Genomic DNA, 13,564 nt, shown 5'->3' on the forward strand with positions numbered 1-13,564 from the left:
TCAGGGAAGCAGATTTGCCTATTTCAGCAGGAGTTAAGCTCCTGCTGAAAGGCCGCGCAGTGGCAACGAGATCGTGAGCAAGCAGCGGTAAACGAATTGCAATATCCGCATAGACAATACAATAAAATTACTTAAATCAGTGGTCAATTAACATATGATTGCAGATGGAAAAGAAAATCAAATCTGTAGTATTACGTATTCAGTTATTTAATTATTTACTATATTTGAAAAAATTGCACCATTTCATTTAATACATCTACACTTTCTTTATTTGCTCTTGTTTGCTTTACTACTTCTTCTGTTTGTCCAACGATAGAAGCAGACTTTTCTGAAATAACGGAAGCGCCTTCTGCTCCGTGGTTTGAAGCCGCTGCAACCTCTTGAATAGCTTGTTTTACATAATGAATAGAGGTCTGTAGCTGATCTGAAATCCGTTTAATTTCTGTAACCATTTCATTAACAGTATTCGCATCAGTATAATACTGTTCTCCGGTATGAACCAGAACACCATAATCATGAATAACGGTATGCTCAACGTAGTCAAGGAGGGTAGCAGCATCTTTAACAAGTGCCTTTACGGCTTCCGATACTTCAGCTGTAATACTTTCAATCTGCGTTGCGGCCTCTTTGGAGTTAACAGCAAGATTACCAATTTCATGTGCAACAACAGCAAAACCTTTACCTGCTTCACCGGCTCTGGCTGACTCTATGGAAGCATTTAATGCCAGCATATTTGTTTGGCTTGTAATATGTAATATAGATTGTGACAATGCTTTTATTTCTTCAATAGCACTGGATTTCTGAATAGAATTTCTTAAATTCTCACTGGTGTTTTCAAAAATGGAAAGAGTGTTCTTTCGAGATTCCTGTGCTTCCTGTTGCAATTGTTCTGCACGTTTTTTGATTTCTCTTACTATATTTTCACCATGTTCTGCTTTCTTTGCTACTTCGTCTACTTCAGCTTCAATATTATGTATGGAGGCATTCATTTCCTGTGTGGAGGCAGCGGTTTCTTCCATGCCTGCTGATAGTTCTTCTGTTGTAAAAGATATGTTTTCAACATTATTATAAACATCATTTACACTGAGCAAAGATTCTTCAGAAGACCGTTCTATCTTAATTATTTCTTCTTTAATACTTAAAATAATACTCTTTATACGAGTTTGCATGTTAGAATAAGATTTGGAAATTGCTCCAATTTCATCTTTTCTATTCATGTGTTTTATATTAAAGGAATGATTGAATTTACCATTTTCAATATCTTCAATATCCTTTCGGATTCTGTTAAATCCCAGACCTATGGTATTGCCAATTATATAAGTAATGAAGCAGCCTGCCACCAATATTACCATAGAGACTATTACAGCAGTTGCAACTACCTTTATTATTTGAGCTCCAATATCATCTAAATATATTCCCACAAACCACATACCGATGGTTGTTCCTGTTGAGTCTTGAATGGGAACATAATAAGTTAATGCTTTCCTTCCAACTATGGAGGCTTCCCCTAAATAATCTTCATTGCCTGTTAATACTTTATCTATTACAATATCGGAGGCTTTAGTGCCCACTAACCTTTTTGACTCGGCGTCTTTAATACTGGTGGTTATTCTGGTATCTCCAAGAAAGATAGTTGCCAGAATATTAGCATCTTTTGCGAAACCATCTACAAATTCATAATTATCATTTAGTAAAATATCACCTTTATAGAGCTTTTCTCCTTCTACTTTCCAATCACCAGGATATTTGTGCTCTAATAATTGGTATCCCGTTTTAGAATAACCGGACAATTGATTAATGTGTTCTGTTTCTATAAATTTTGAGATATTAAGATAATATAAAACATTAATAACCGTTATTGCAGTTACGATTACAGAAGCAAAAACCAGAACTATTTTCCATTTGATTTTCATATTTTAGTACTCCTTTGCTATGTATATATGGAATTGGTAATGTAATATTTAACACATTTTGCAATGATTTGCAATTACTTCTTTCAAATTTTACTTTCTCTACTTCAGAGCAAGTCTTTGGCAGTTCGTATATCTCGAATATTATTAAACCTTCTTGAATAATATTTATTAGAAACCAAAGGAGATATAGGAGGTTTATATTGAGTTATACCAATCCCAAAGGTCAACCACAAGGAATAGCCATACTTGATACAAATAAATTAAGAGAAATATTAATTAGTGAAATTGATGCAATAAACGGTTATGAGGAACATATCGCAAATTCTAATATGGAGGACATTAATGAAGTTTGGAAATATATCATAGAAGATGAAAAGAAACATTATGGTCTGATTCTTTCATTACTGCGTAAGTATGACCCAATGCAATACCAAGCATATAGAGAACATATTAACATTAAAGCAGGCCCTAAGTCACCAATGCAAACATATACCCCAGACTACAATAAACAATTAATCTTAAATAATATAAGGGAAGACATAAAAGGTGAATTTGAGGCTGTTTTACTATATGAACAGCATTTGGCCAGTATGCCCTATCCTGATATACAAAATGTATTGTATACCATAATTAATGAAGAAAAGGGGCATGCGGAACATTTGACACTGTTATTATTAAAGTATGATACGGATAGATATAATGGTCTGGAATAAACTGGATACTGTTACTATTGCTAAAAGTATGCAATAAATTATATTATATTTTTGATAGGACAAACATTTTTCAATGATACATATTAAAAGAAGATAGGATAGTAGAAGTACCTTATTCTTAATTATTTAAACATAATGGTATTTCTTCACTATCCTATCTATTCAATTATAATAAATATTTATATTTACTTTATTATGGTTTTTCCACCCATGTAAGGCTGAAGGGCAGTAGGAATATTAACAGTGCCATCTGCATTCAGGTTGTTTTCTAAGAATGCAATTAACATTCTAGGTGGTGCAACTACCGTATTGTTTAATGTATGGGCAAAGTACTTACCTTTTTCACCAACTACACGAATCTTTAATCTACGTGCCTGTGCATCTCCTAAATTAGAACAGCTTCCTACTTCAAAGTATTTTTGCTGTCTTGGGGACCATGCTTCAACGTCGATAGATTTTACTTTTAAGTCTGCTAAGTCACCAGAGCAGCATTCTAAGGTTCTTACAGGAATATCTAAAGAACGGAATAAATCTACGGTGTTCTGCCATAATTTATCAAACCATATCATACTATCGTCAGGATCACATACTACGATCATTTCTTGTTTCTCAAATTGGTGGATACGGTATACGCCTCTTTCTTCAATACCATGTGCACCTTTTTCCTTTCTAAAGCAAGGTGAATAGCTGGTTAATGTTTGAGGAAGAGAAGTATCTGGAATAATAGTATCAATGAATTTACCAATCATGGAATGTTCGCTGGTTCCGATTAAATATAAATCTTCTCCTTCAATTTTATACATCATGGCATCCATTTCAGCAAAACTCATAACACCAGTAACAACGTCACTTCGAATCATAAATGGCGGTATGCAATAAGTAAAACCACGGTCAATCATAAAATCTCTTGCATAAGAAATTACTGCAGAATGAAGTCTTGCGATATCACCCATTAAATAATAGAAACCGTTACCTGCAACTTTTCTTGCACTTTCTAAGTCGATGCCATTGAATTTTTCCATAATATCAGCATGATAAGGTACTTCAAAGTCAGGAACTACCGGTTCACCGTAGCGTTTGATTTCAACATTCTCACTATCGTCTTTACCGATTGGAACACTTGGATCAATAATATTTGGAATGGTCATCATGATTTGTGTTATCTTTTCCTGCAATTCGGCTTCTTTTGCTTCCAATTCTCCTAAACGGTCGGACTTAGCAGTTACCTGCTTTTTCATTTCTTCTGCTTCATCTTTTTTACCTTGAGCCATTAAGCCGCCGATTTGTTTAGAAGTCTTATTTCTTTCAGCTCTTAAATTATCCGCTTCTTGCTTTACCTGTCTGCTTTCCTGATCCAGTTCAATTACTTCATCTACTAATGGAAGCTTGTGATCCTGGAATTTGTTTTTCATATTTTGTTTTACAATCTCCGGATTTTCTCGGACAAATTTTAAATCTAACATTTGATTTCCTCCTGTAATTTGAATTATTCTTGGTTGGGTACCGGAATTATTCTTGCAATAAAAAAATTCCTTCACCCATTTACAAAAAATATGGGACGAAAGGAATCCGCGTTGCCACCCAAATTGCCAGCTATAAAGATAATAGATATAGAACCATGGATTATCCGTATAAGTGCCAGCCACTCAAATAGTAAGATAAAGGTTACCGACCTTCAGTTTATCACTGACAGCTCCAAAAGTGGAAAGATTTAGCCTTTCACCGATTCACACCAACCACCGGTTCTCTGAAGAAATTTATAAATCGTAGCTTTTATCATTGCTGTTTTCAATATTTATTGGTATTATATACTGATTTTTAAAAATTTACAAGTGTATAATTTAATTATTGAGGTATAATTTCTAATTCTAAGAGATTGAATGGGGGAAGAATCCGGATGAAATGGGATTCTTCTTCCAATCCTTTTCCATGCTATTGTATACAAAATGATATTCTATTAATTTACTTTTCTCTTTACATGACTCATAATAAACCTGCTTTTTGGCAGGGTAGGAATTCTGGATAAAGGGTATTTTAAGTCTTGCACTGGTACTTTATAGGACAAATGATTTGCTATAAAATCCAGACTTGCCTTCATAACTTCTAAGGTAACCATTTCGCCGGCGCACCTGTGACCCAGTTCGTTACCGCCGCCCTGAGGCATGAACAAGTAAGGGCTGTGCTCCCAATCAAAAAAGCGTTCCGGATTGAATTCATAAGGATGGAGCCATATTCTTGAATCATGATTCATCCCATAGATATCTAATAACACAAGAGTATCTTTATGGAACAAATATTGTTCCCATAGGAAGTCCTTTTTTGCCAAAGCCCCCACAAATGGAGTAAAAGGATAGAGTCGTCTTACTTCTTGTACAAACATTTCATTATAATTAGGGTCCCGTAATTGTAATTTAGCTCTGCATTCAGGGTGCTTAAACATAGCTAGTGCACCAAAGGTAATGTAAGTAGCAATAGCAACAATGGGCCTTACTATATTCAATAATTCCACAGCTGCAACTTGTGGATTTAATAATTTACTATTCTGATTTCGATGCCAGGCTATGATATAAGCCGCTGAATCTTTTGGTGGTTTTATTTTACCCGTACGAATCTGAACGATAATATTGCTTATCCATTCTTCAGATCTTTTTCGGGCACTGCATCCTTCCCAATACCTGGGCCCAACTGCGCCGAAGCCATCAATCATTTTACCAAGATCAAAGGCCCTTTGTTCTATTTCATAGTGATCCAAAGGAACACCGGCCCATTTGCAGGCCACCTGGCATAATAGAATCTGTGCTTCGTCAAATAAAATAATATTGCTGTTGTTCCAACGGATACTATTATATTCCCACTGAAATCTGGTGTAATGTATGAGAGTTTTCAGATTTTCCGGAGTCATAATGGAGAGAAACATTTTTTTTCGACTTTGATGCATCTTACCATCCAGACCTTGAACACCTTGTTGACCTAATAGGGTCCTTTGTACTCTTTTTGGAGCAGCTCCTTTTCTTTTGAACAAATAGTCATTATAGAATATTTCGGCTGCCTCTTCTCCTGTAAAACATACCACTTTTTTACCGAATAATCTTGTCTGAAAAATATCAGATTCATACTTCCGGCATCTGTTTTGTATAAAAGGATACCCTTCCAGTAATAAATATAGACTGCTGTCTATTGTTTTTTCACAGGGTATTTTCGTTAATGTACTCATAGTAAATTTCTCCTATCCTAATTAAAAGATTTATAGCTATTATGTGTATATGCTGTTATTTCATACTCAATATCGGATATTAAAATACACATTTTGTAAAATATTTATTGATTTCATTTTTAATTAGTGTTAAAATTGGTGAGCAATTGGAGAATATCAGATGTAGAATGATAATATATACAAATATACTGAATATTTATAAATAATGGCATGAAAAACTGATATAATTATATAGAAAATTTGGCGAATTAGACCCAGGTAATTATATATATTTATGAATAAATATCATATTAATGGAAAAAATATAGTATGTTTAATATTTTTAGCTTAATTATCTAATTATTTTTAATGTTTATTCATAAAGTATGGTGTGGAAAGAGTAATGGCTGCAAAGGTATCTGAAACTGGCAACATCTCGTGGAAAGTGGTACAATCATTGCCATTATAAATAATTGTATATCACAGGTATGTTACCTTATACATAATTTACGAAAAGAGGAATTTATTATAGAAGACATGAATGTAACGCAACAGAAGAATAATTTATTTTCAGAAACAGGAATTGTGGTTTTAACAGTAGCTGCAGTGTTTCTACCATTTATTATTTCAGGGCTTGTTCTTATATCATTAGCAATTTATATTATTTTTAAAAAACAGACAAGAAGTTTAATTCTCATACACAGTGGTTCAAAAGTTCTATTCTCATTCTGTGCTTTTGCTTTTTTTATCGCCGCTATTTATAAAAACTGGCTTGGATTACTTATAGCCTTTGGATTTACCCTTGCATTTGTATTAGGATTGTATTTACGAAGTGTTATGACTAGGATACTTTTTGAAAGAGTTTTAACCATGGTTTGTGTATTGAGTTTAATGGGGACGGTTTATGCTTTGGTTGAAAAATTCGTATTTCCCTATTTTAAGATGGGAAGTAGTGTAAACCGGGCATCGGCAATGTTTTTTTATCCCAATTATTTTGGTACTATCATAAGTATGGTAATTATTATCTGTGCCTATAAAGTATTGACACGTCAAGGTAAGAAGTGGTTTTATTATTTCATTGCAGCTATGAATGTAATCAGCCTGTATTTATGTGAGAGTATGTTTGCATGGGTTGAGATTTTTCTTGGAGTAGCCGTTTTACTTCTTCTTCTCAAAATGCACCGGCTTCTTGCAATATGGCTGTTATTGGCTACCTTTGCCAGCTTTATTATTCTTGTGCTTAATGTGAATATTATTCCACGCCTTTACCAGGCAGAGGTTACTACAGAAATACGTTTTGAAATATGGGATTTTGCCATTAAGCAGATAAAGAAAGCGCCTTTATTCGGACATGGATTTATGTCCTATATGTATACGGATTCAAAACAGCATCTTGGATATTTGGTACCTCATTCCCACAGTATTATACTTGAACTGCTGTTGGATTTTGGTATCGTGGGAACCGTTTTGTTTCTATGGTATTTTGTAAAATATACTATCACTTTAGTAAAAACTTATTTTAACGATAAGAAAACCCGGATTACTTCATTAGTGTTTGCCATATCTGCAGCAGCTTTGGTACATGGACTGGCTGATCTAACACTTATGTGGATACAGACCTTGCCTTTGTATTTATTTGTATTGGCAGGGTTGGGAGCCTATGAAAAGAAAAATGAAGCAGAAGCAGTATAATTTTTTATGTTGATGTTAATTTAGAAAAAGGGAGCAATTGACTTGTAAAATAGCAATTGCTTCTTTCTGTATGTACATAAAAATAAACCACCTGCAGTGGTCTTGACTAGAGGATTATAAAACTTATTAAATTATAATATTGATATTAGTTCTGATATTTTACGCTGTGCTATTTGACAAACAGAAATTTTACTGTTACAATAGGTTTGAAATTGAATATAATCTGGTAGGTGAGGCTACTATAAGGATACGGATTACTGCCGCGGAGTGATGGAGACATCATGAGAAGGTTGAACAGGCTATATCGAATCAAGGTATAGCATAATGTAATTTCATCGCCTTATAGAGCTAAAGCTCAAACGGTGGTCAACATACGCGGATTTATCCCGTGCATCATTTGAGCATGCATTGGGATTTTATTTTTGTTTATTTTTACGGAGGTGAGCATTTTGGACAGTAGTCCTGGGCGAAGTAGACATAATAATATAATTGGATATGGTAGTTTGATGCTCACTGATATTACAAGTGCTTGATTTGTAATATCTCTTTTTGGAAAGCATTTTTTACTGTCGTATCTAAGAGAAAATTAATACGGCAGTATTTTTATGCCTAAAAAGAGGAGGAAAAATATGACAAGCAAAGAATTACTTACACTACTTGAAGAGAATAAATTAAAATTAATACATGAAGAACTTTCTAAATACAACCCGGTTGACCTTGCAAGTCTGCTGTCAGATCTGGATGAAGATAAGCTGGTTATCGTATTTCGAATACTTGATAAAGAGAAAGCAGCAGAGGTATTTTCCTATATGGAAAATGATCTTCGTCAAACATTAATTAAAACACTTAGTAAACAGGATATTAAAACAATCTTTGATTCCATGTATGCTGACGATGCCGTTGATTTTTTAAGCGATATGCCTGCTAATGTTGTAACCCAGCTGCTTGAGAATGTTGACAATGATACCCGTGCGGATATCAATTATTTGCTTCAATACTCAGAAGATAGTGCCGGAAGCATTATGACAGTTGAGTTTATTGAATTACACCCCACTATGACGGTAAAACAGGCACTGGATAAGATTCGAAAAGTTGGCATTGACAGTGAGACTGTTTATACCTGCTATGTAGTTGTAAAGCACAAATTACTGGGGATTGTTTCCGCAAAAGATCTAATGATTCACGATAATGAAACTCTGATCAGCGATTTAATGAAAGATAACTATGTATCCATTCAAACAACCGATGACAGAGAAACTGCTGCAAATTTGTTCCGTAAATATGGTTTACTGGCAATTCCTGTAGTTGATTCTGAAGGTTGTATCGTTGGTATTGTAACCTTTGATGATGCTATTGATGTTTTAACGGATGAAACAACAGAAGATATGCAGAAGATGGCTGCTATGACTGCAAATGATGAGCCATACTTGAAAACTTCCGTTTGGAAACATGCAAAACACAGAATTGTATGGCTTATGATCTTAATGTTTTCAGCAACTATTACCGGTTCCATTATCGGCAATTATGAAAATGCATTCGCGGTTATTCCCTTACTGGTTTCTTTTATTCCTATGTTGATGGATACCGGAGGAAATTGTGGTTCTCAAAGTTCTACACTGATTATACGTGGTCTGGCAGTGGATGAATTGCATTTTTCTGATACCCTTAAGATTGTTTGGAAAGAATTCCGAGTTTCACTGATAGTAGGTCTGACATTAGCGGTTGCAAATGGTATACGAATTGCATTGATTTATAGGAATTTACAATTGGCTTTGGTGGTATCTCTTTCATTAGTAGCAACTATTATTATAGCCAAAATTGTTGGATGTTTACTTCCCATTCTTGCTAAAAAATGCAAATTAGACCCGGCAATTATGGCAGCTCCAATAATCACAACTATAGTAGATACATTTTCTATTATAATTTATTTTAATATTGCAACATTAGTATTCAAGCTGTAATAAGGCTTCTATATATAATTTCTAAAGAACTCAAACTACTGACCTGCATTTGCATTAAGTAGTTTGAGTTCTTTTATTTCGCTATCCTTTATTGTCATCAATAGTACATGAAGGAAAAGGAGGATTTAGAGGCCTTTTTGGAGAATTTCTTGGGGAAATTGAAATTATGTGCAAAGCTACAAAATATTTTTTGTTCATTACCTTGATATATATAGTATTACTAATTTCCCTGAAATGGGCATGAATTTTATGGAAAATAAGCAAAATTAAAAGAAAAAGTTAATAAAAAGAATAGAGTTTTTTAGATATTATAAAAGATAATAAACAAAACAAATATATTAATGTAACTTATTAGTGCTATTAAAAACTATCATATCTAGACTTTTTTCCACTGTCATTGTTATAATAACCACGTTAATGAAGTAAGCGGAACAACTATCAGGGGCAGATGCCCTTTGATGGCGGTTATTATTCATACAAAAGGAGACTTAACATTGTTCACGATAAAAAATTATGTAGTGGTGAAAGATCTGGAAGAAGCCTATGCCCTGAATCAAAAGAGAAATAATGTTGTACTGGGGGGTATTGCATGGCTGAAAATGGGAGAACGCAATATACAAAATGCCATTGACCTAAGCAATTTAGGCTTAGATAAAATTGAAGAAACAGAAGAAGCCTTTGAAATTGGATGTATGGTAACTCTTCGGGAATTGGAAACTCATTCAGTTTTAAACAGTTACTTTAATGGTGTAATTGCAAAATCCACAGAGCATATTGTTGGGGTACAATTTAGAAATTGTGCAACCGTTGGTGGAAGTATATTCAGTAGATTCGGATTTTCAGATATTCTTACTTGTTTTTTAGCATTAGATGCCTATGTAAAACTTTATAAGGGCGGTGTGATACCTTTATCAGAGTTTGCAGATATGCCAAGAGATAATGATATATTAGAAAAGATAATAATTAAAAAGGATAGAAGAGAAGTTTCCTATCTGACCCATCGAAGAACCGCTACGGACATTCCGGTTATAGCTTGTACGGTAGCGAGAGTGAATCAGAAATGGCAGGTAGTTTTAGGTGCCAGACCTTCCAAAGCAATACTTTTATCAGATGAGGAACAAATGTTAAGTTATAATCCTACAGAGGAAGAGATAACTAAATTTATTGAATATATAATAGAAAACACGGAGTTTGGCAGTAACATGCGGGCAAGTGGAGAGTTTCGCAAACATTTGGCAGGTGTATTATGTAAACGAGGCATTAATGAAATTTCGGAAGGGAAGGTGTTATAATTATGGAAATCAATTTATGGCTTAATCATGTATATATACAAGACAATATAGCACCGGATACTCTTCTTCTGGATTATGTCCGCTCCAAAGGCTGCTACAGTGTAAAACGTGGATGTGAAACTTCAAACTGCGGATTATGTACGGTTATTTTAGAAGGAAAACCTGTATTATCCTGTTCGACTATGGCAGCACGTGCCAACGGAAAGCATGTTATTACCATGGAAGGCCTTCAGGAAGAAGCAAAAGAAGTAGGTGGATTCTTAGCAGACCAGGGTTCTGAGCAATGCGGATTCTGCAGTCCCGGATTTATTATGAATGTAATTTCTATGAGTAAAGAATTAAAAGACCCTACCTTAGATGAGGTAAAAGAATATCTTGCAGGCAACCTATGCAGATGTACAGGTTACCAAGGCCAGTTACGTGCGGTTTTAAACTATCTTAATGCAAAGAAGGAGGCAAAATAATATGAAAATGAATGCTGTAAATGCCTCTATTCGTAAAAAAGATGCCATGTCTCTTGTAACAGGGAAGCCGGTATATACAGAAGATATAGCACCTAAGGACTGTCTTGTTGTTAAAGTTCTTCGCAGTCCCCATGCCCATGCTATTGTAAAAGAAGTGAAAAAAGAGGCTGCTTTAAAAGTACCAGGCATTGAATGTATATTAACTTACGAAGATGTTCCAAAGACCAGATTTACCATAGCGGGACAAACCTATCCTGAACTAAGTCCATATGACAGATTAATATTGGATCAAAGAGTCCGTTTTGTCGGGGATGCAGTAGCAATCATAGCAGGTAAGGATGAATCTTCTGTTTTAAAAGCTATGAAATTAATAAAAGTATCTTATGAAGTATTAGAACCTGTTTTAGATTTTACAAAAGCGAAAGACCATAAAGTGATTGTTCACCCGGAAGAGGACTGGAAAGTGCTGATTCCTCTAGGACCGGATAAAAACCGTAATGTGGTTTGTCATGGAATGGAGGAACAGGGTGATTTTGAAGAAGAATATGCAAAATGTAAATATGTCATAGATGAAACTTATCATACAAAGGCAAATCAGCAGGCTATGATGGAAACTTTTCGTGCTTATACTTATATGGATGCCTATGGCAGATTAAATGTGACAGCTTCTACCCAGGTGCCGTTTCATGTAAGAAAAACTCTGGCTACAGCTCTTGAAACTAAGAAATCCAATATACGTGTTGTGAAACCACGTATTGGCGGAGGCTTTGGAGCAAAGCAAACTGTTGTTGTGGAAATGTATCCGGCAATCGTTACCTGGCTCACTGGTAAACCGGCCAAGATTATTTATACAAGAGAAGAATCTCAGATCGCCTCTTCACCAAGACATGAAATGCAGATTCGAGTGAGAATCGGTGCAGATGAAAGGGGAAAGATTCAGGCTATGGGTATAGACACCATATCCAATGCCGGCGCCTTTGGTGATCATACTCCAACAACTATTGGTCTATCCGGAACTAAAACTCTGCCTATCTATACATCAAATGCAAAGGCATATAAATTTGAGTATGAAGGAGTTTATACAAATCAAATGGCAGCAGGTGCCTATCGTGGTTACGGAGCAACCCAGGGCTTATTTGCAGTAGAATCTGCTATCAATGAACTGGCAGCTAAGATGAATATGGATCCTACGATTCTTAGGGAAAAGAACATAGTAAAAGAAGGAGATGTTATGTCTGCCTACCATGGTGAGACAGCCAATTCCTGTACATTAGACCGCTGTCTTGCGAAAGCAAAAGATATGATTGACTGGGATAATAAATACCCTTGTAAAGACTTAGGGAACGGTAAAATTCGTTCCGTGGGCATAGCAGTAGCCATGCAAGGTTCCTGTATCAATGATGTAGATGTAGCTTCTGTCTCCATAAAAGTAAGCGATGATGGATTCTACAATATGAACATAGGAGCAACGGACATGGGAACAGGCTGTGATACCATATTAGCACAAATAGCAGCTGACTGCCTTGATACAAATGTGAATAATATTATTGTGTCCGGTGTTGATACAGATATTTCTCCTTATGATTCCGGTTCCTATGCTTCCAGTACCACCTATCTGACCGGTATGGCAACCATAAAAACCTGTGAAGAACTTCGAAAGAAGATTACTGCCGCCGGTGCAGATATGCTCGGTTGTAAACCAGAGGAAGCAGAATTTGACGGAGAAAATGTAATTAACCTAATAAACCATAAGAGTATTTCCTTCATTGATATAGCCAATAACAGTATGTGTGGCTCCAATCACACCTTGGAAGCCTGTGTGAAACATACTTCACCCGTATCCCCTCCCCCATATATGGCAGGAGCAGTAGAAGTAGAAATAGACAAAGAAACCGGACACCTAGACATTATTGATTATGTAGCTGTAGTAGATTGCGGCACTGTAATCAATCCCAACCTTGCCCGAATACAAACAGAAGGCGGCTTAGTTCAAGGTATCGGAATGGCTCTATACGAGGACGTAGTTTACGGCAAAGACGGTACCTGTCACAGCAACTCCTTCCTGCAATATAAGATACCTTCCAGATTAGACATAGGCCAAATCCGCGTTGCCTTTGAAAGCAGCTACGAGCCCACCGGCCCATTCGGTGCAAAATCAATCGGCGAACTAGTAATTAACACACCATCCCCAGCCCTTGCCAATGCAGTTTACAATGCAACTGGCGTTAATGTCCGAACACTTCCAATAACCAGCGAAAAAATCATCATGGGGATGTTAGACAAATAAAAATTTATCTCTGTAGGACGCTTTGCCTGGGGGGTGTAGAATTCAAAAA

10 protein-coding genes and 1 riboswitch are annotated in these 13,564 nt (G+C 35.5%); of the genes, 7 read left to right on the plus strand and 3 right to left on the minus strand.

The features are described 5' to 3' along the window. Positions 1–218 precede the first annotated feature (218 nt). Complete coding sequence (locus tag RT261_RS07325) at positions 219–1,913, minus strand: methyl-accepting chemotaxis protein (protein ID WP_313131225.1); 1,695 nt, start codon at positions 1,911–1,913, stop codon at positions 219–221. A gap of 200 nt (positions 1,914–2,113) precedes the next feature. On the opposite strand from RT261_RS07325, the gene RT261_RS07330 reads away from it, so the two are divergent. Continuing rightward, positions 2,114–2,626 (plus strand): ferritin family protein, encoded by a 513-nt coding sequence (locus RT261_RS07330; protein ID WP_313131226.1) that lies wholly within the window; start codon positions 2,114–2,116, stop codon positions 2,624–2,626. A 185-nt stretch (positions 2,627–2,811) separates the two neighbouring features. Here RT261_RS07330 and serS read toward each other — a convergent pair whose 3' ends face one another. Beyond that, positions 2,812–4,089: a serine--tRNA ligase gene (gene serS, locus RT261_RS07335; RefSeq protein WP_313131228.1), complete on the minus strand. Its 1,278-nt coding sequence runs from the start codon at positions 4,087–4,089 to the stop codon at positions 2,812–2,814. A 90-nt stretch (positions 4,090–4,179) separates the two neighbouring features. On the opposite strand from serS, the gene RT261_RS07340 reads away from it, so the two are divergent. Next, on the plus strand, positions 4,180–4,341 hold the full coding sequence (locus RT261_RS07340; protein WP_313131231.1) for a hypothetical protein: 162 nt from the start codon (positions 4,180–4,182) through the stop codon (positions 4,339–4,341). A gap of 242 nt (positions 4,342–4,583) precedes the next feature. Here the strand turns inward: RT261_RS07340 and RT261_RS07345 are convergent, their stop codons facing one another. After that, entirely contained in the window at positions 4,584–5,840 is a 1,257-nt protein-coding gene (locus RT261_RS07345) for a cytochrome P450 (protein ID WP_313131233.1), read from the minus strand. Between the two features lie 417 nt (positions 5,841–6,257). Between RT261_RS07345 and RT261_RS07350 the strand changes: the two genes are divergently transcribed. The 5 genes from RT261_RS07350 (at position 6,258) to RT261_RS07370 (ending at position 13,515) form a co-directional block, all read left to right on the plus strand. Continuing rightward, positions 6,258–7,511 carry an O-antigen ligase family protein gene (locus tag RT261_RS07350; protein WP_313131236.1) on the plus strand — a complete coding sequence of 418 codons (1,254 nt, stop codon included), beginning with the start codon at positions 6,258–6,260 and terminating at the stop codon, positions 7,509–7,511. A 215-nt stretch (positions 7,512–7,726) separates the two neighbouring features. Then, positions 7,727–7,885: riboswitch (M-box (ykoK) riboswitch) on the plus strand. Between the two features lie 255 nt (positions 7,886–8,140). Then, complete coding sequence (gene mgtE, locus RT261_RS07355; RefSeq protein WP_313131238.1) at positions 8,141–9,472, plus strand: magnesium transporter; 1,332 nt, start codon at positions 8,141–8,143, stop codon at positions 9,470–9,472. Positions 9,473–9,966: 494 nt separating this feature from the next. After that, complete coding sequence (locus tag RT261_RS07360; protein WP_313131241.1) at positions 9,967–10,764, plus strand: FAD binding domain-containing protein; 798 nt, start codon at positions 9,967–9,969, stop codon at positions 10,762–10,764. Between the two features lie 2 nt (positions 10,765–10,766). Then, on the plus strand, positions 10,767–11,228 hold the full coding sequence (locus RT261_RS07365) for a (2Fe-2S)-binding protein (RefSeq protein ID WP_313131242.1): 462 nt from the start codon (positions 10,767–10,769) through the stop codon (positions 11,226–11,228). 7 nt (positions 11,229–11,235) lie between these two features. Then, positions 11,236–13,515, plus strand: coding sequence for a xanthine dehydrogenase family protein molybdopterin-binding subunit (locus RT261_RS07370; RefSeq protein WP_313131257.1), 2,280 nt, complete (start codon positions 11,236–11,238; stop codon positions 13,513–13,515). Positions 13,516–13,564: the final 49 nt, after the last annotated feature.

This window comes from Anaerocolumna sp. (assembly GCF_032079385.1).
Classification (GTDB): domain Bacteria; phylum Bacillota; class Clostridia; order Lachnospirales; family Lachnospiraceae; genus Anaerocolumna.